Annotated in this window: 16 protein-coding genes and 1 pseudogene; 10 read left to right on the top strand and 7 right to left on the bottom strand. The window is 57.9% G+C overall.

Annotated features, from left to right (window positions below):
- The first annotated feature begins 1 nt into the window (after nucleotide 1).
- The 3 genes from BST95_RS16185 to BST95_RS16175 all read left to right on the top strand — a co-directional run bounded on the left by BST95_RS16185 (nucleotide 2) and on the right by BST95_RS16175 (nucleotide 2,842).
- Nucleotides 2–502 (top strand): phosphate-starvation-inducible PsiE family protein, encoded by a 501-nt coding sequence (locus tag BST95_RS16185; RefSeq protein WP_066048682.1) that lies wholly within the window; start codon nucleotides 2–4, stop codon nucleotides 500–502.
- A gap of 81 nt (nucleotides 503–583) precedes the next feature.
- A complete protein-coding gene (locus BST95_RS16180; protein ID WP_084200540.1) occupies nucleotides 584–1,978 on the top strand; it encodes a M20/M25/M40 family metallo-hydrolase in 1,395 nt (464 codons plus the stop codon).
- Nucleotides 1,979–2,071: 93 nt separating this feature from the next.
- A complete protein-coding gene (locus BST95_RS16175; protein WP_084200539.1) occupies nucleotides 2,072–2,842 on the top strand; it encodes a glucose 1-dehydrogenase in 771 nt (256 codons plus the stop codon).
- On the opposite strand, the gene BST95_RS16170 is transcribed toward BST95_RS16175, so the two are convergent.
- Complete coding sequence (locus tag BST95_RS16170) at nucleotides 2,843–5,245, bottom strand: TonB-dependent receptor (protein WP_084200538.1); 2,403 nt, start codon at nucleotides 5,243–5,245, stop codon at nucleotides 2,843–2,845.
- Between the two features lie 272 nt (nucleotides 5,246–5,517).
- On the opposite strand from BST95_RS16170, the gene BST95_RS16165 reads away from it, so the two are divergent.
- Complete coding sequence (locus BST95_RS16165; protein ID WP_084200537.1) at nucleotides 5,518–6,645, top strand: Rv3169 family protein; 1,128 nt, start codon at nucleotides 5,518–5,520, stop codon at nucleotides 6,643–6,645.
- A 36-nt stretch (nucleotides 6,646–6,681) separates the two neighbouring features.
- On the opposite strand, the gene BST95_RS16160 is transcribed toward BST95_RS16165, so the two are convergent.
- Nucleotides 6,682–7,584: a permease gene (locus tag BST95_RS16160; protein WP_219722765.1), complete on the bottom strand. Its 903-nt coding sequence runs from the start codon at nucleotides 7,582–7,584 to the stop codon at nucleotides 6,682–6,684.
- Between the two features lie 96 nt (nucleotides 7,585–7,680).
- Between BST95_RS16160 and BST95_RS16155 the strand changes: the two genes are divergently transcribed.
- A complete protein-coding gene (locus BST95_RS16155) occupies nucleotides 7,681–7,986 on the top strand; it encodes an ArsR/SmtB family transcription factor (protein WP_084200535.1) in 306 nt (101 codons plus the stop codon).
- Nucleotides 7,987–8,001: 15 nt separating this feature from the next.
- Here BST95_RS16155 and BST95_RS16150 read toward each other — a convergent pair whose 3' ends face one another.
- The 3 genes from BST95_RS16150 to arfB are packed head-to-tail and all read right to left on the bottom strand — an operon-like array spanning nucleotide 8,002 to nucleotide 9,912.
- Nucleotides 8,002–8,760, bottom strand: a complete 759-nt coding sequence (locus BST95_RS16150) for a glycosyltransferase family 2 protein (RefSeq protein ID WP_084200534.1) — start codon at nucleotides 8,758–8,760, stop codon at nucleotides 8,002–8,004.
- A 42-nt stretch (nucleotides 8,761–8,802) separates the two neighbouring features.
- Nucleotides 8,803–9,468 (bottom strand): energy-coupling factor ABC transporter permease, encoded by a 666-nt coding sequence (locus tag BST95_RS16145; protein WP_084200533.1) that lies wholly within the window; start codon nucleotides 9,466–9,468, stop codon nucleotides 8,803–8,805.
- A 3-nt stretch (nucleotides 9,469–9,471) separates the two neighbouring features.
- The gene (gene arfB / locus BST95_RS16140; RefSeq protein ID WP_066048658.1) at nucleotides 9,472–9,912 is read right to left on the bottom strand and encodes an alternative ribosome rescue aminoacyl-tRNA hydrolase ArfB; all 441 of its coding nucleotides are present in this window, start codon (nucleotides 9,910–9,912) and stop codon (nucleotides 9,472–9,474) included.
- Between the two features lie 134 nt (nucleotides 9,913–10,046).
- Here arfB and BST95_RS16135 point away from each other — a divergent pair, with 134 nt between their 5' ends.
- Entirely contained in the window at nucleotides 10,047–11,654 is a 1,608-nt protein-coding gene (locus BST95_RS16135; RefSeq protein ID WP_084200532.1) for a sulfatase-like hydrolase/transferase, read from the top strand.
- Between the two features lie 9 nt (nucleotides 11,655–11,663).
- On the opposite strand, the pseudogene recQ reads toward BST95_RS16135, so the two are convergent.
- Together recQ and BST95_RS16125 are read right to left on the bottom strand one after the other, a co-directional pair.
- Nucleotides 11,664–13,462 (bottom strand): annotated as a pseudogene (gene recQ / locus BST95_RS16130) (DNA helicase RecQ).
- A 43-nt stretch (nucleotides 13,463–13,505) separates the two neighbouring features.
- Nucleotides 13,506–14,186 carry a response regulator transcription factor gene (locus BST95_RS16125; protein WP_084200531.1) on the bottom strand — a complete coding sequence of 227 codons (681 nt, stop codon included), beginning with the start codon at nucleotides 14,184–14,186 and terminating at the stop codon, nucleotides 13,506–13,508.
- 139 nt (nucleotides 14,187–14,325) lie between these two features.
- Between BST95_RS16125 and BST95_RS16120 the strand changes: the two genes are divergently transcribed.
- The 4 genes from BST95_RS16120 (at nucleotide 14,326) to BST95_RS16105 (ending at nucleotide 17,653) form a co-directional block, all read left to right on the top strand.
- Nucleotides 14,326–14,622, top strand: coding sequence for a hypothetical protein (locus BST95_RS16120; RefSeq protein ID WP_084200530.1), 297 nt, complete (start codon nucleotides 14,326–14,328; stop codon nucleotides 14,620–14,622).
- A 255-nt stretch (nucleotides 14,623–14,877) separates the two neighbouring features.
- On the top strand, nucleotides 14,878–15,414 hold the full coding sequence (locus tag BST95_RS16115) for a hypothetical protein (protein WP_084200529.1): 537 nt from the start codon (nucleotides 14,878–14,880) through the stop codon (nucleotides 15,412–15,414).
- A gap of 92 nt (nucleotides 15,415–15,506) precedes the next feature.
- Nucleotides 15,507–15,776, top strand: coding sequence for a DUF4212 domain-containing protein (locus BST95_RS16110; protein ID WP_066048644.1), 270 nt, complete (start codon nucleotides 15,507–15,509; stop codon nucleotides 15,774–15,776).
- Nucleotides 15,777–15,787: 11 nt separating this feature from the next.
- Nucleotides 15,788–17,653 (top strand): sodium:solute symporter family protein, encoded by a 1,866-nt coding sequence (locus BST95_RS16105; protein ID WP_084200528.1) that lies wholly within the window; start codon nucleotides 15,788–15,790, stop codon nucleotides 17,651–17,653.
- Nucleotide 17,654 lies beyond the last annotated feature (1 nt).

Here is a 17,654-nt window from a genome sequence, read left to right as displayed (position 1 = left end):
CATGAGCGAGGAGGAAACGGTCAGAAAGGAAATCCACGAGGAATTTCCCGAGGAGCATCCTGACCCGCTGATCCGTCAGCTGCATCATGTTATCCGGGTGGCGGTTAAATTCATGTCGGTGCTGATGGCTATCGTCATTCTGCTGGGCGTCGCCGATGTGATCTGGGTGCTATACGAGCGCCTGAGCACACCGCCCTATGGACTGCTGCAAGTTGCGGATATCTTCCAGGTATTCGGTGCCTTCATGGTGGTGCTGATTGCCATCGAGATATTTATCAACATCCGGCTTTACCTGGGTACCAATACATTGCCGATCAAACTCGTGCTGGCCACCGCCCTGATGGCGATTGCGCGGAAAGTCATTGTGCTCGACCTGAACAACGTCGACGCTATCTATGTCTTTGGTATTGCTGCAGTGGTGCTGGCGCTTGGTGTGACCTATTACCTAGTTGGTAGAACGTCAAAATACTTTGCCTCAGACTCCACCGTATCCTCAGACTGAATCTGGCCGCCGGTTCCGGCGGCTCGAAAGACGGCGCCAACCGCAGTAAAATGTCGCTGTTTACCTGATTCTGGATCCACTATGCGTTACTTCAAGCTTTTCTCTGGCCTGGCGGCCGGACTGTTGTTAACAGGCCAAACTCTGGCCCAGGGGCCCACACCGGCCCAACTGGCCAAGTCAGAGGAGTTGGCGCAGTGGGCGCTGGGGCAGCACCTCGGCTATGAAATCGTCGAATCGCTGACCACGGAAGTGGGCCCACGGCTCGCCGGCACCGAGGCGGAAGAGCGGGCCCGGAACTGGGCGGTGGCCAAACTCAAAAAGCTGGGCTTTAAAAATGTTCGGGTGGAGTACTTCGACCTTCCTGTGTGGGAGCGCGGGCTGGAGCGAGCTGAAATCCTTGAGCCTTACCCGCAGCCGCTGGTCATTATTGGCCTTGGTGGCAGCACCTCAACAGGGCACCAGGGCGTTGAAGGCGATGTCGTCGGCTATCCCAGCCTCGCCGCTCTCAGAGCCGCTGAAGCAGACGAGTTGAAGGGCAAGATTGCTTATATCGGCGAGGTTATGACCCGCACCCAGGATGGCTCAGGCTATGGCGTGGCGGGGCAGAAACGCCGTGAAGCCGCCTATGTTGCCAAGGAGAAGGGCGCAGTTGCCGTGCTGATCCGCAGCGTCGGGACTACCAGCAATCGCTTCGCCCATACCGGACAAATGCGCCGGGTAACCAGTCAGCCGATTCCTGATGGCGTCCCCGCGGCGGCATTGGCCGCCCCGGATGCCGACCAGTTGGAGCGCATTCTCGACAGCGGCGAAACCGTTCGAATTCATTTTTTGTTGACGCCTGAGAGCCGTCCCGCGGGGCGCTCGGGCAATGTCATTGCCGAGATTCCCGGCAAGAAGAAACCAGAAGAGATTGTGCTGCTTGGCGCGCACCTGGATTCCTGGGATATGGCCACCGGCGCTGTGGATGACGGCGCTGGTGTAGGTATTGTGGTCGCTGCGGCGAAGCACCTGATGGACGAGACCAAGCGCCCTGATCGCACTGTGCGGGTGGTATTGTTTGGTGCCGAAGAAGTCGGTCTGGTGGGGGGGAAAGCGTACGTGGAGGCCCATAAGGACGAGTTGGCCCAGCATGTGATTGCCTCCGAGTCAGACTTTGGCGCCGGCCGTATCTGGCGCTTCGAAACGCGTGCCGGTGAAGGCCGCATCGAAGCCGCGCAGGCGCTGGGCCACGGCGTGAAGAAGCTCGGTGCTGCGCCCGGCGGCAATACCGCCAGTGGTGGCCCGGATCTGTTGTTTATGCGTCAGGCCGGTGTTCCCGTGGTTACGCTCAAGCAGAATGGCTGGGACTATTTCGACCTGCACCACACGCCCAATGACACCCTGGATAAGATCGACCCCGACGATCTGGCCCACAACGTGGCGGCCTGGTTGAGTTTCGTATACCTGGCGGCAAATACCGGCGAATACTATCGCTGAGTAACACCGCGGTCGGGCTAGTCCAATCTGTTGGACCGGCCTGCTACCGGCCCCCGCGTATAATCTCTCGCTGATTTGCAGGAGAGAATAACTATGCAGCGTTTAGCAGGTAAGGTCGCCATTGTCACCGGTGGCGCCAATGGTATGGGTGAAGCGACAGTGCGTACGTTCGTCGAGAACGGCGCCAAGGTTGTCATCGGTGATATCGCCGAGCAGCAGGGACAGGCCCTTGCCGATGAGTTGGGAGACGCTGCGGTCTTCCTGCGCATGGACGTGACCTCAGAGGCAGACTGGGCTGCAGCGGTTGCCGCCGCCGAACAACTGGGCACCCTCAATGTCCTGGTAAACAACGCCGCAATTCTGCACATTGCCTCGATCACTGATACCACGCCGGAAGACTACATGCGGGTGGTGAGCGTGAATCAGCTCAGCGCCTTCCTGGGAATCCGGGCGGTGATTCCTTCGATGAAGGCCGCGGGTGTCGGTTCCATCATCAATGTATCCTCCATTGACGGCTTGCATTCGCAAGCGGGTCTTAGCGCCTATTCCTCGACCAAGTGGGCTCTGCGCGGTCTGACCAAGTCGGCAGCGATTGAACTGGGCCAGTACAATATTCGTGTGAATACCGTGCATCCCGGTGGCATCTTTACCCAGATGGGCGGCAAGGGTGCTATTGAAGAAGAAGACATCAATCGCACCATCTACAACAAGATGCCGATTCCCCGGGTGGGACAGCCGGAAGAAGTCGCGGCAGTCACTCTGTTCCTGGCCACGAATGAGGCCAGCTATAGCACCGGGTCTGAATTTGTCGCCGATGGCGGCTGGTTTGCCGGTCAACTCGGCAATGGCATGCCCACTGCCTGATCAGAGCTGGTATTCCAGCCGCAGCCCGTAGGTTCTCGGCGGGGTGAGCTCGCTACTCACTCCCAGATTGCGGCTGACAGTACCCGGCCGCTCTCGAAATACCCAGTTGCGTTCATCGCGTAGGTTTCTGACCCACGCGGTGATCGTCCAGGTGTCCCAGCTGAGTCCCAGTTGCGTATCCCAGCGGTCCCAGGCATCCACCAGATCGTATTCATCCAGGTTAAATGGCGACATGTACTGTTCACCCACATACATGTAGTTCAGCATGTACTGCATGTCTATGTCGTTCCAGGTCCAGTTGAGTAGCGCATAGAGATTGAGCTTGTGCTCGGGGGTTAGCGGAAACGTATTGCCCTCGAGGTTCTGCTCATCGGTGCACAATGGATTCTGGCTGTTGCCCTGGGCCAGCGGCCCCAGCGCACAGGCGTTGGCATCCTTGGAATAGAAATCACCGTAGCGGGTCCGGTTGTAGGACCAGTTACCGCCCACGCTGATCAGTTCACTCAGCTGGCTGGCGGCTTCCAGTTCAAGGCCCCAGGCGGTGGCCTCCTCGGCATTTTCAAATGTCCGCACGCCCACGCCATTCACGACATCCTGACGGATGACTTGCAGATCCTGATAGTCGTAGTAATACGCCGCCCCGGACAGGCGCAGCTGCCCGTCGAGCAGCGCACCTTTATAACCGACCTCAAAAGAAAGCAGGTCCTCGGGCGCGACCTCGTCCACGTCTGTGGAGGCGGTGGGTTTCATCAGGTTGAACCCACCGCTGCGATATCCCGTGGCCAGGGTGGAGTAGAACAGCTGGCCGGTGAGGGGACGCCAATTCAGCCCAAGGCGCCAGTCGACGCTATCCCAGTCGTCCTCGACATCTCTGGAGATATAGCCGTCGCCGACCCACTGAACGAAGGTGGTATCGCCGCCGCGCTTGTCGTCCTGTGAATAGCGGAGGCCCGCAGTCAGGCTAAGCGCATCAGTAAAGTCCCAGTCTGCCTGGCCATAGGCCGCTTTCGATGTGGTAATCAGTTGTGACTGGCCCTCGTAAAGCCAGTTCTCGTCGCTGGTATTGCGGCCCACCAGGTCACCGAGAAACTGGTAGACCGCCATGATGTCGTCGTTTTCTTCCTCGACGGCAAAGTACTGGTTTTCATCGCTGCGATAATAGTAAAGACCGGCCACAAAATTGAGGTTGCCGGGCAATTCCGAATACAGCTGTAAATCGTGTGAGGTGAAGTCGGCTTGTTGGGCAATGGTATCGGTCATGCGCGGGCTGGTCTGGCTGATGCCGGTGAGCGCCGATACCGGCAGGCCGAACAGAAACAGATTGTCCCAGTTGAAATTCGACAGATCGCCATTTATCGCATCGTTGTCGACGTAGCGGTCGTATTCGTACTCTGAGTAGGCTGCGAGGTACTTAACGCGGTAGTCGCCAAAGGCTACCTCATTGAGTAGCCAGGCACCCTGGGTATCGGTCGCTTCAGAGGGCGTTACATCTGCCTGGGTTTTACTCTCGTCGCGCACCGCGGCGTTGGGCTGCGGATAATCCTGATGAGGATTGACAAAGTTCTGGCCGGGAAATGTGCCCGGTAGGTTGAGTACGGCACCGGTGTCGATGTCAGTAACGGGTTGCACGTAGTCAGTGCTGAAGTCCAGGGGGCGGTAACCAATTGAGGGGGTGCGGTCGAGTTTGACCTTGGTGGCCTGAATTTGTGAGTACCAGTTGTGAGTCCAGTGGAATTTGAACGAAGCCCGCAGTGTCTGGGTGTCACGGTCATCAAACTCTTCGCCCCGGGTGACCTCTTCCTGATAGCCGTCGCGGGTAATCGTCGACCCTGAGACAACCATGGAGAGCTGGTCGGTAATTGGGCCGCTCATCACGCCCTGCAGTACCTGATAATCGTAGTTGCCAAGTTCGGCAATCACCTTGCTGCGCCAGGTAGGGGAAGGGCCCATGGTTACCAGCTTGATGGCGCCACCTACGGCATTGCGGCCGTACAGCGTGCCCTGTGGGCCGCGCAAAACCTCCACGCGCTCCAGATCGAAGAGGTTGTTGTATTCCATCAGCGCGGCTTCAGTGTTGTAAACACCGTCGGTATAAATCGCGACCCCCGGGTCGGAGCCCAGCGCATTGTTGGGGCGACCCACACCGCGCAGGCTGATTTTGCTCGGGGTGCCGGTAATGCTCAGGGAAGGTGTGCGCGATGCTAGGTCCTGGCCGTTGTCGATACCAAAATTGTCCAGCGCACTACTGTCATAGGCGGAGACGGCCAAGGGAGTGTCCATCAGCCCAGTGGCGCGTTTGGTGGCGGTGACCACCACCTCTTCGAGTATTTGCGCAGCGATCGGGCCACTGGCAAAGGAGAACGCCAGACTAAGCAGGACTGGCGGCAATGTTGTACGGTTCATACAGACTTTTTTGTTGTTATTTCAGACTGAGATAGTAACCGATTTCTGCATCGCGCGGGAAGTTAAGAGTCCTTTCGTTTGATAGCCTGCCCGTCGCGCAGGCGCTCGAGGCCGCGCACGGCCACGCAGTCGCCTGGCTGCGGCCGGTAACTGTTGTGAGACGGGTAGCTAAGCATACCCCTCAGCCTGAAAACGGGACTGGAGCTAATCTGTCGGTTTCTCGTACTATACGGTCGTACAGTGAGATGCAGGCATACACTCCGGGAGGTTTCATGCTGTCCAAATTCGACGACTATCCAATCCACCAGACCGCTGAGCCGGTGTTTCATACCGCCAGTAGCGATCGCTTCCAATACGACCGCTTCTGGTACAACGCCCATGCGCTGGATGGCAGCTTTTACTTCGGGGTAGGGCTTTGCCGTTACCCCAATCTTGGCATTCTCGACGGCAGCCTGAGTCTGGCAATTGATGGCCGTCAGTATGCGTTTCACGGTTCGCGTCGTGCGCCCCAGGAGCCTACTGAACTAAGCGTTGGCCCTATGGAGTTGCAGATTCTGGAGCCCATGGGGCGTCATCGCCTGGTGATTGGCGAGAACGAAACCGGCATTAGCTGTGACCTGACTTTTACGCCGCGCACGGCCTGTATCGAGGAAGGCCGCCAGACATTGCGCAATGAGCGGCACATCGTGATGGATGCCACTCGCCTGGATCAATTCGGCGCCTGGTCGGGTTGGATCCGCTATGACGGCAAGGAGCTCAAAGTGGATGGCGCGACCACCTTCGGTCTCAAGGATCGCTCCTGGGGAATTCGCCCGGTGGGCGATGCCTATACCGGCGGAGCCCCCATGGCAGACTTTCAGGCCGTGCACTTCAACTGGTTGCCCATTTTCTGGGAAGACCACTGCAGTTTGGCAGGCTGGTTTGAAGACGGCGAAGGTCATCAGTGGCATACAGACCAGGGTTTCCTGCCGCTCTATGCCGGAGTTGAAGACGTGCCCGGCACCAACGATTCCGGCACGCGACTCTGGCAGGGCAAGGTGCAGCATAAACTCGACTTCATTCCCGGTACTCGAAGAGCGCGCAGCGGCGTGATTACCATGCACCACAAGTCGGGCGAGAGTATGGAGATCAGCGTGGAGCCGGTGCTGGTGCATCGCATGAAAGGCCTGGGCTATCAGCACCCCGAGTGGGGACATGGCAAATGGCACGGTGAGCTGGTGATTGGTGGCGAAAGCTGGACTGACGCGGAGCTCGACCCTCTGGCACTGGAAAATATCCACGTACAACAGATTGTGGTGGCGCGCTGTGGCGACAAGGTTGGCCACGGTGTGCTCGAGCAAATGCACATTGGCCCCTCGCCGACACACGGCTTTGACGACTGGTTCGACGGTGCCAAATAGTGCGGACCGCGGCTTGGCCGCGGTCGCTGAGGTGCTTTAGAACGCCCATTGGTAGAAGAAGCCTGCTCCAATGGCCATGGACAGGATGACGGCGACAAAGGCTGCGACCAGCGCATTGCGGAACAGTGACTTCAACAGAATAACCTCTGTCAGACTGGCCCCTGCGCTGCCAATAATCAGTGCCATTACCGCACCCAGCCCCATGCCTTTTGCCGCGAGGGCAGCGCTCAGGGGGATCACGGCTTCCGCGCGGATGTAGAGCGGTATGCCGATGACCGCGGCGACAGGGATCGCCCAGGGGTTGTCTTCGCTCGCGACACTGGCGACCAGGTCTGAGGGCATGAAACCGTAGATAAAGGAACCGACCGCGATGCCGCCCGCCAGGTAGGGAAGGGCTTTCTTGAAGTCAGCCCAGGTGGCATCCCAGATGACCCGCCACTTACTGGGCACTGCCTGCTGAGCGCCACAGCTGGCGCTGCATCCGGAAGCCTGGGGTGCCATATAGGCCTCTGCCTTTATGTACCGCTCGAATCCCAGCTTCTCCAGGACAATACCGGCCACAATCGACGACACCATGGCAATGGCGAAATAGGTGGTCGCGACCTTGATACCGAAAGTCACCACAAACAAGCCGATGATGATCGGGTTTAGCAGGGGCGAGGCAAACAGGAACACCATCATGGTGCCAAAGCCGGCCTGTGCGCGCAGCAGTCCCTTGAGAAAGGGAATGGTCGAGCAGGAACAGAAGGGCGTAATTGCACCCAGTAAAGCGGCGATAAAGTAACCGCGACCGCCCCGCGAGGCGAGGATGGACTGAATACGCTCCGGTCCCAGGTGATGCTGCAGTAATCCCACACCGTAGCTGATGATCAGGTACAACAGGGTCAATTCCACACTGAGGAACAGGAACATGTGCATGGCTTCTTGAAGCATTTGCATATCAAATGTCATGGGGTTCAACTCTGTAATTCTAGAAATATCGAAATATAGAGGCGCCATGTTCCCTTGTCAAGAAATTACTAGTAATATCGAATTATGAAAAACAACACGACTCTCTCCCTCGAGGAGGCTGCCAAGGCGCTCAAAGAGTTGGGCCACCCGGTACGGCTTTCCATTTATCGGCAACTGGTGCGAGCGGGGGCCGATGGCACGCCAGTGGGCACTGTGCAGGCGCAGCTGGATATTCCTGGCTCAACGCTTACCCATCATCTTTCGGGGCTGGTATCCGCGGGGCTGGTGACGCAACGCCGTGAGGGGCGAACGCTTTATTGTGTGGCGCAGTATGAAGAGCTCGACGCGCTCATCGACTACCTGCAGGAAGAGTGTTGCGCCGGCAGTTGACGGCGCATCCGAGGCCTAAAGAAAGCCGGGATGAACGCCCGGGAAAAATTGCGCTACGGCAAACCCGGGCATGGAGTGCTGTGGATAGCTTTTACTGGTATTGGATTCATGCAGTATTTGCAGCACCAGGCCTTCCTGGTCCTTCATCGCGTGGCAGTTGAATTGCTCGATCGCCTCGAGAATAAAGGTCGTGTCCTCTGACCAGTTTTTGTCTGGAAAAGGAATTTGCTCGGCGACGTGTCGCCGGTAGGCATAGCTGAAGCCATAACCCCAGTACGCCTCTTTGTGGACGTGTGTATTACTCAGATCCTTACGTGCCAGGCCCAGAGGGCCCGCAGACCAGATCTGGCAATAGTCATCTTCGCTGCTCAGGTCCCAGTAACCCAGCTTGCGGTAAACGCTGCTATACAGGAAGAAACCACTGAGTTTGACCAGATCGTGGCCCTGCTCGAGTGCTTCGACCATGGTTTCCACGTACGTTGGCGCGTAAAAGTCATCGTCGTCCAGATGGATGATGACGTCGCCTTGAGCTTCTCCAATCAGGAAATTACGCTTGCTACCGATGCTCATTTCACCCGGCTGGTGGTAGTACCTGATGCGCGTATCGTCGCTTGTCGAGAGCGTTTCGCTCGCAGCGTCGCTGCTATCGTGAACCAGCCACTCGATGTTGGAATAGGTCTGGTCTTTGAGAGTCTGCGTTTGCAGCGCGAGAAATTTTTCCAGGTTCAGGGTCGGGGTGATAAGGCTTGCAAGGGGTTTGGTGGAACAGGACATGGGGTACCGCAAAAAGATCCGTTTAATGTGGTGAGGTCAAGTTTACCCTTCTCCGAGGTATTTATCAGAATCAAAGTTTTTTACCGCTTCCGGGTTCAGCACCACAATGACACTCAAAATCATGCCGTTGATGAAGCCCTCCGGGAACGCAATGAGCGCAATCATAGGCCAGTTTTCCAGCGCGCCACTGACGTAGTTGGTCTGGCCGGCCATGCTGAGGATAAACAGGCTTGCGGCGACCAGTGCGAATGAGGCGAGCACACCGCCGCCGAACCCTGCGCCCAGCAAGTAGATAAACAGGTTGCTCTGGGGGCGTTCGCTGAGCCACTGCACCAGCAGTCGGGTAACCCCTGCAGGCACAACGACATTTACCAGCCACGCCACTGGCGCACCTGCCAGCGGTTGCTCAATTAACAGTGCGTGAACGCCACACGCTATGGCGCCCACCATCAGGGTAAATCGCAGACCAATAAGCAACGTAACGGCGGTGACGCCCAGTAAATGCAGCCAGAGACCGTCAAAGGTGCGCACCGAGATCATCCACAGTGCTACCAGGCCCAGCAGGCTGCCCAGTACCAGGTGCTGACGCAAGGGAACGGCAAGTGCGCGCCACTCGGCCGTGCGCACCAGAGCAGCCAGCCCAATGGCTGCCAGAATCGTCGCCGCCCAGGCGATTTCGTCGGGTATAAGGGCGATATCCAGATACATGAGCTAGTACGTTACCTTGCCGCGCAGTGATTTCACCTGGCCGCGTTTTGTCTTGCTGTCCATACGTTTACGTTTGGCGGCGCGGCTTGGCTTAGTGGGGCGGCGGGTTTTTTGTACCACTGCGACAGAACGGATCAGCGTTTGCAGACGCTGCAGCGCATCCTCGCGGTTCTTTTCCTGGGTTCGGTAGCGCTGGGCCTTGATGACTAAAACGCCCTCGTTGTTAATGCGACGATCACGCAGGGCCAGGAGCTTCTCCTTGTAGAACAGCGGTAGTGAAGAGGCATTGATGTCGAAACGCAGATGAATAGCCGAGGACACCTTGTTGACGTTCTGGCCGCCGGCGCCCTGGGCCCGGATCGCCTGCATGTCGATCTCCTCCAGTGGCAGGTGGACCTGATTGGAGATGGCCAGGGTATTGTCGCTAGGCGATTGGGTCGTCATGACTGCGTTGGGATCCGGGGTTTAACAAACTGCGCCGCGCGGTGTTTGGCGCCTAAAATGGACGTTAAGTAATACGGTGGTATTACATTTTATGGCATAGTGGACTCTTGATGCTCCCCGGAGGGATTTCCCCAATGCGCAAGCTGATAATTATGCTGTTCGCTGTGCTGCTGCCAATGACAGCCGCGGCGAATGACCGTCCTAATATTATCATTATGGTCGCCGATGACCTAGGCTGGGCAGACGTTGGCTTCCACGGTGGCGACATTGATACGCCGTCGCTGGACCGAATTGCCGCCGAGGGTGTGGAATTGAGCCGTTTCTACACGACCCCGATTTGCTCGCCGACCCGGGCCGCACTGATGACAGGCCGCGACCCGATTCGCCTTGGCGTCGCTTACGCGGTGATCTGGCCCTGGACGAATGCGGGCATTCATCCCGAAGAACATTTTATGCCCCAGAGTTTCCAGGCGGCCGGCTATCAGACGGCCATGGTGGGCAAGTGGCACCTGGGACACTCGCTGCAGGCCTATCACCCGAACGAACGGGGCTTTGATCACTTCTACGGTCACCTGCATACGGAAGTCGGCTATTTCCCGCCCTTTGCCAATCAGGGCGGCAAAGACTTCCAGCAAAACGGTGTCTCCATCGAAAAAGAGGGCTACGAGTCGTACATCCTCGCCGATGAGGTATCGCGCTATATCCGCGATCGTGAACAGGACAAGCCCTTCTTTATCTACATGCCGTTCATTGCACCGCACACACCGCTGGAAGCCCCCGACGATCTGGTGGCCAAGTATGCTGACCTAGAGGACAAGCGCGGTCCGGCACGCAGTCGCAATACCGATGAGTCCCGCAAGATCAGTCGCCTGACCGGCCAGCCCACTGCCAGACCCATGTTTGCCGCCGTGGTAGACGGCATGGATCAGGCCATCGGCCGGGTGCTGGACACCCTGGACGAGGAGGGGATTGCCGACAATACCATTGTGTTGTTCTTCAGTGACAACGGCGGCGCGGCTTACGCATCCGGTGGCGCCGATAACGCACCGCTGCGCGGCGGCAAGGGCGAGACCTGGGAGGGAGGCATCCGGGTGGTATCGCTGCTGCGCTGGCCTGCTGCGCTCGAGGGTGGTGCCAAGATGGATCAGATCATGAGTGCTATGGATGTTTTTCCCACGCTCGCTGAGGCTGCTGGTGTAACGCCGGGCAATGAGCAGTTTGAACTCGATGGGCGCAGCATGTGGCCGGCTATCGCTGACGGCAAGCGTCAGCCCCGTGAAGACCTGTTGTTCTTCACCTCGGAAACCCCGATTCGCGGCCGCTTCATGTTCACGGCGTTCAACGATCACTGGAAGCTGGTGCAGGAGGTGGAGCAGGGGCTATTGTCAGCCACAGTGACCAATCATCTGTTCAGGATTTCCGAGGATCCGAATGAGTACAACAACCTGGCGAGTGAATACCCGGAGGTTGTGGAGGAACTGGCCGGTGAAATTCACTACTGGCGCACCCTTTACCCTGTCGCAGGTACCCGCTCTGAACTGGTGCCACCGCCGGGCTGGCGCGCTCCCAAAGACTGGGCGACTTATCCGCGCCCCATTGAAGAGACTCAGGAGACATCGGCCCCGGGGATGCCGCCGCCCTATGCGCTCAAACCCCTGGACTGGCAGCACGGTGAAGCTGGCAGGCTTATTTACAACTGCGAGCCGTATAAGTTTGCTGGCGGCGGCCTTTGCAAGCAGTGAGCGAGCGGGTTAGGCCTGCTCCAGATGGCGGTCAATCACGGCGATAAAATCATCCCCGTACTTGTCGAGTTTGCGCTCGCCGACGCCGCTAATGCGCCCGAAGGCGGTTTTGGAGCGCGGCAGGACAACGCACATTTCCTGTAAGGTGCGATCGTGAAAGATAACGTAGGGTGGCACGCCCTGTGACTCTGCCAGTTCCCTGCGGCACTCGCGAAGGGCTTCCCACAGTGCAACGTCGATGTCTTGAGGCAACGAGGTGCGGGTGGTTTGCCGGGCGGTTTTTTTCTTCACATCGCGACGCAGGTCTATCCGCTCTTCGCCCTTGAGCAGTGGCCGGCACTGTTCCTCAAGGCGCAGCGCCCCGAAGCGTTCCAGATCAACACTCAAATAGCCCCGTGCGACCAGTTGGCGAAACACCGAGCGCCATTGATTATTGTCGAGATCCTTGCCGACCCCGTAGGTGGGCAACTGGTGGTGATCGAACTGATAGATTTTCTCGCCTTCGCTGCCGCGCAAGACATCCACCAGGTGATTCACGCCAAACCGCTGACCAGTGCGATACACCACTGACAGGGCTTTTTGCGCCGCTTCCGTGCCGTCGAAAGTGTCTACCGGCTCCAGGCAGGTATCGCAATTGCCGCAGGGCTGTTCGAGATCGTCGCCGAAATACGCCAGCAGACTCTGGCGGCGGCAACTGGTGATTTCGCATAGCCCGAGCATGGCGTTCAGCCGGTGCTGCTCCGCGCGCTTGTGGGTCTCGCTGCCCTCGGAGCTGTCGAGCATCTGCCGCAACTTGATGACATCTTGCAGGCCGTACACCATCCAGGCGTTGGCGGGGTCGCCGTCGCGCCCGGCTCTGCCGGTTTCCTGATAGTAGGCCTCGACGGTTTTCGGCATATCGAGATGAGCGACGAAGCGCACGTCCGGTTTGTCGATGCCCATGCCGAAGGCAATGGTTGCCACCATGATGATGTTCTCTTCCCGCAGGAAGCGCGCCTGATAGTCAGCGCGAATCGAGCTGTCCAAGCCGGCGTGATAGGGCAGTGCGTTGAAGCCCTGCTCCTGCAACCAGAAGGCGGTGTCCTCGACTTTCTTGCGCGACAGGCAATACACAATGCCCGCGTCTTGCGGGTGTTCCTCCCTAAGAAAGCCCAATAGCTGCTGACGGGCGTTGTGCTTGAGCGCAATGCGGTAGCGTATGTTGGGCCGATCAAAGCCGGCGATAAATTGGCGGGCTTCGCCGAGATCCAGGCGTTGAATGATTTCTGCGCGGGTACGCTCGTCAGCGGTGGCGGTCAGGGCGATACGCGGAATGGCCGGAAACCGTTGATGTAACAGGCTCAGCTGGAGGTAGTCGGCGCGAAAGTCATGGCCCACTGGGACACACAGTGGGCTTCGTCGATGGCGAACAACGCGATTGGTGCTCGCTCAAGTAGTGCCAGGCTGCGTTCCTGGTTAAGCCTCTCGGGGGCGATGTAGAGCAAATCGAGTTCACCGCGCAGCAGGTCTTCCTCAACCTGCATGACCTGCCCTGGATCCAGGGTGGAATTGAGGTAGGCGGCCCGTACGCCGAGCTCCCGCAGCGCGCTGACCTGGTCCTGCATAAGGGCAATCAGCGGAGAGATCACGATGCCACAGCCACTGCGGGCCAACGACGGAATCTGGTAACAGAGTGATTTACCGCCGCCAGTAGGCATGAGTACCAGGGCATCGCCGCCGTTGATGACGGTGTCGATGATCTGGTCCTGGGGCGAGCGGAATTGGTCGTAACCGAATACGGTGTTGAGCAGGGATAAGGCGTCTTTCATGGCCGCGCAGTATACCGCTTTTGGCCGCGCTCGCGGCCATCATTTAAGCTGACGGGGGCTCGTTCAAATCCTGGGGCAGTTCCACTTGGAGGCTGCTCAGGGCGAGGACCGCCTGGGTGCGCGAATGTACGCCGAGTTTGCGAAAAATTTCAGTCATGTGGGCCTTAATCGTGGCTTCCTTGACGTCCAGCGCATAGGCAATCTGTTTGTTGAGCAATCCCTCTACCAGCATAGACGCCACCCGGAACTGTTGTATTGTGAGACTCGCCAATGCCTCCGCAACGTCCAGTGACTGCAGGCTGGCGCCGTCCGCTCGCGAGTCCAGCCCCGGGTGCAGACCACGCTCGCCGGCGATGACGCGCTGGATACAATCCTGCATATCATTGATATCTGCCGATTTGGACAGGAAGCCTGCTGCGCCGTGGTCGATTGCCCGGCGCACGGTTTCGGGGTGGGCATTGGCGGAGATCATAATGACCGGCGTGGCTGGCTTGTGGCCCACGAACCACGAAAGCGCTGAAAAACCCAGCGCTCCCGGCATATGCAGGTCCAGCAGCAGCAGGTTGAGGTCGGGGTGTTGTTCCACCTGGGATTGCAGCTCGGCGACATTGGCTGCCTGATGGAGAGTGGCTTCGGCAAACAAGGGCCCAAGCACCTGCTGCAGGGCGCTGCGGAACAGCGGGTGATCATCGGCGATCAGAATGGAGTGCGGTGCATTGCTCAAAGGAAATACGCCTCGACTTATTGTATTTAGTTGTACGGTCTATCACCGCTTGTGTAAAGCAAAAAAACCGGGCCGTGGCCCGGTTCAACACATCGGCCCCAGAGGGCCTTGGGGGTGAGAAACACACTGCAAAGTTTAGGTGAGTGGTTGTGGCGCAACATTCAGTGACAGCGAGGGTAAGCCGGGTAATAATCTCATCGAGGATTTCCGGGTGCCGTCATTCATTCCCGTGTCCGACGGCTCAGCCGATTCCTATAGCTCCAGCAATTTACACGCGAAAACCTCTCGATTCTTCTTCACCACGGCGACCGATACTGACGTGGGCAAGATATCCACGCGCGTAGAACTCGACTTCCTGTTGGGGAACAGCGGAGATGAGCGTATCTCGAACTCCTGGAACTCTCGCCTGCGCCACGCGTTTGTGAAGTGGAACTAAGACGAGGGCCAGTCGCTGCTGGCGGGGCAGACCTGGTCGACGTTCTTTAATGTGGGCGCCCTGCCCAACCGGATCGATTTCGTTGGCCCGGTCGGTACCTTGTTTAATCGCCAGCCCATGGTGCGCTGGACCAGTGCCGGCCTACAGTTCGCGGCCTAGAATGCCACCACCCGCCTTAACTATGCCGTCTCTGACGGGAAGGGCGGACTTGGCCTGTCGGCCCCGGTAGATAACTTTCATGCGGGTATCCCGGATATGGTCGCTCGGTACAACGGCAAGGCCGGTGATCTGAATTGGAGTGTAGCGGGGATATTGCGCGAGTTAAGCTATGACAGCGGCAGCGCCGATGATGCCCAGATGGGCTACGGACTGAGCCTGTCGGGCAAGTGGCTGCTGGGCAAAGACGACTTGCGCTTTATGATGAGTTACGGCGATGCGCTGGGTCGTTATCTGGGCCTGAATGCCTTTAACGATGGCTATGTGAATGCCGACGGTGATATCGAAAACCTCGATCAATGGGGAGCGTTCGTGTCATACCAGCATTTCTGGAATCCAGAGTGGTCCAGTTCGTTCACGCTGTCGATGGCTGCCGCGGATAACCCGGATGGCGGCGATTTTGCCCCAGCCGGCTCGCTGGGGAAGGAATACCAGTCGGCGCATGCGTCGCTGTGGTATCACCCGGCGCCGAAGTACTCTGTGGGCGACGAACTCATTTACGCCACCAAAGAGCAGGAAGACGGCCGCGATGGCGATCTGAGTCGCCTGCAGTTCGCCGTGACGTACGCATTCTGAATGCGTCGACCAAGGTCTAAATGATTAACCTGGCTGCCTTGGATAGTATCTGAGGCAGCATCAAACGATAAAAACACCACAGGAGGTGTGCGATGTCTCCACTTAATGAAGATCAGGCGAAGGAGTACTGGCGCCGCAACGTGGCCTTAATGGTCAAGTTGATGGTGATCTGGTTCGTCGTCAGCTATGGCTGCGGCATTATCCTGGTCGATGTCCTCAATACCATCCAGATCGGCGGATACAAGTTGGGCTTCTGGTTTGCCCAGCAGGGTTCTATTTATGTGTTCGTGGGGCTGATTTTCTATTACGCCAAAAAAATGGGCGACCTGGACCGAGAGTTCGGCGTCGACGAAGACGAATAGGAGCCCGGGCCATGGAACTTCAAACAATGACTTATATCGTAGTGGGCATTACGTTTGCCCTCTACATTGGTATCGCGATCTGGGCGCGTGCTGGATCCACCAAGGATTTCTACGTCGCTGGTGGTGGGATTAACCCTGTTCAAAACGGTATGGCCACGGCGGCAGACTGGATGTCGGCGGCCTCCTTTATTTCGATGGCGGGCCTGATTGCCTTTATGGGTTACGGTGGCTCGGTATTCCTCATGGGATGGACCGGTGGCTATGTGATCCTGGCGATGCTGCTTGCACCTTACCTGCGCAAATACGGCAAATTCACCGTGCCGGAGTTTATCGGCGATCGTTTCTATTCAAATGCGGCTCGCGCCGTGGCGGTGGTCTGCCTCATCATCTGTTCGGTCACCTATGTGATTGGCCAGATGAAGGGGGTCGGTGTGGCGTTCTCGCGTTTCCTGGAAGTGGATTACGATACCGGCCTGTATGTGGGAATGACGATTGTATTCTTCTACGCCGTACTCGGCGGCATGAAGGGGATTACCTACACCCAGATCGCCCAGTACTGTGTACTCATTCTGGCTTACACTATCCCCGCTATTTTCATCAGCCTGCAACTAACCGGTAACCCGATTCCGCAGTTGGGCCTGGGTAGCACCATGGTGGGCACTGATGTCTATCTGCTCGACCGCCTCGATCAGGTCGTGATGGAGCTTGGGTTTAAGGAATACACGACTGATGTGCGCCTCAGTGGGCTCAACATGTTCGCCTACACGCTGTCACTGATGATTGGCACGGCGGGGCTGCCGCACGTCATTATTCGCTTTTTCACAGTACCCAAGGTCAAGGACGCGCGGTCCTCCGCCGGTTGGGCGCTGGTGTTCATCGCCATCCTCTATACCACGGCGCCCGCGGTTGCCGGCATGGCTCGCCTGAATCTCATGCAGACGATTGAGCCTGAGCCCGGTAACTACCTGGCCATCGATGAGCGCCCGCAGTGGTTCAAGAACTGGGAGACCACCGGTCTGCTGGGCTTTGAAGACAAGAATGGCGACGGTCGCATTCAATACAGCGCCGACCCTGAAGTGAACGAGATGACCAAGGTCGACAACGACATCATCGTGCTCGCCAATCCTGAGATTGCCAAGCTGCCAAACTGGGTGATTGCCCTGGTGGCCGCCGGTGGCCTTGCCGCTGCACTATCGACAGCCGCAGGACTGTTGCTCGCAATATCTTCGGCAATCTCACACGACCTGCTTAAGGGTATGATTGCGCCGAATATCAGTGAGAAAACCGAGCTCAACGCATCGCGCGCCGCCATGGCCGTGGCGATCGCCGGTGCCGGTTATCTCGGTCTTAATCCGCCGGGCTTTGCGGCCGGTACGGTGGCCCTGGCCTTTGGCCTGGCAGCATCGTCCATCTTCCCCGCGCTGATGATGGGTATCTTCTCCAAGGGTATTACCAAGGAGGGCGCTATCGCCGGTATGGTGGCGGGTATCGGCATCACCCTTTACTACGTGTTCCAGCACAAGGGCATCATGTTTATCCCCGGTACTGCTTGGGTGCAGCCTGGTGGCGAGAACTGGTTCATGGGTATCGAGCCCAACGCCTTCGGCTGTGTCGGTGCGATCGTCAACTTTGCAGTGGCCTATGGCGTATCCAAAGTCACTGCTGCTCCCCCGCAAGAAGTGCAGGAACTGGTCGAACACATCCGTGTGCCGGTGGGGCCGGAGAGGCCACTGGCCACTGAATCATTCAGCGTTCATCTTGAGGGAGGTGCCGATAGGCACCTCCTTTTTCTGTCACTTTTGCCCAATCTACATTCGATGATGTTCCCACTGAGTGTGGATAGTGCAACAGTGAATCAACCGGCGACTGAGAGATAAC

This window comes from Halioglobus japonicus, from assembly GCF_001983995.1.
Lineage (GTDB): Bacteria > Pseudomonadota > Gammaproteobacteria > Pseudomonadales > Halieaceae > Halioglobus > Halioglobus japonicus.
The sequence above is the reverse complement of the archived record's forward strand: the minus strand, read 5'-3'. Positions and strand labels throughout refer to the sequence as shown.

Bases quoted from the DNA above. Each gene is read 5' to 3' on its own strand.
- BST95_RS16170 (WP_084200538.1), bottom strand. From the start codon at position 5,245: ATGAACCGTACAACATTGCCGCCAGTCCTGCTTAGTCTGGCGTTCTCC.
- arfB (WP_066048658.1), bottom strand. From the start codon at position 9,912: ATGACGACCCAATCGCCTAGCGACAATACCCTGGCCATCTCCAATCAG.
- BST95_RS16145 (WP_084200533.1), bottom strand. From the start codon at position 9,468: ATGTATCTGGATATCGCCCTTATACCCGACGAAATCGCCTGGGCGGCG.
- BST95_RS16150 (WP_084200534.1), bottom strand. From the start codon at position 8,760: ATGTCCTGTTCCACCAAACCCCTTGCAAGCCTTATCACCCCGACCCTG.
- BST95_RS16185 (WP_066048682.1), top strand. From the start codon at position 2: ATGAGCGAGGAGGAAACGGTCAGAAAGGAAATCCACGAGGAATTTCCC.
- BST95_RS16135 (WP_084200532.1), top strand. From the start codon at position 10,047: ATGCGCAAGCTGATAATTATGCTGTTCGCTGTGCTGCTGCCAATGACA.
- BST95_RS16180 (WP_084200540.1), top strand. From the start codon at position 584: ATGCGTTACTTCAAGCTTTTCTCTGGCCTGGCGGCCGGACTGTTGTTA.
- BST95_RS16105 (WP_084200528.1), top strand. From the start codon at position 15,788: ATGGAACTTCAAACAATGACTTATATCGTAGTGGGCATTACGTTTGCC.
- BST95_RS16110 (WP_066048644.1), top strand. From the start codon at position 15,507: ATGTCTCCACTTAATGAAGATCAGGCGAAGGAGTACTGGCGCCGCAAC.
- BST95_RS16115 (WP_084200529.1), top strand. From the start codon at position 14,878: ATGGTCGCTCGGTACAACGGCAAGGCCGGTGATCTGAATTGGAGTGTA.
- BST95_RS16175 (WP_084200539.1), top strand. From the start codon at position 2,072: ATGCAGCGTTTAGCAGGTAAGGTCGCCATTGTCACCGGTGGCGCCAAT.
- BST95_RS16160 (WP_219722765.1), bottom strand. From the start codon at position 7,584: ATGCAAATGCTTCAAGAAGCCATGCACATGTTCCTGTTCCTCAGTGTG.
- BST95_RS16165 (WP_084200537.1), top strand. From the start codon at position 5,518: ATGCTGTCCAAATTCGACGACTATCCAATCCACCAGACCGCTGAGCCG.
- BST95_RS16155 (WP_084200535.1), top strand. From the start codon at position 7,681: ATGAAAAACAACACGACTCTCTCCCTCGAGGAGGCTGCCAAGGCGCTC.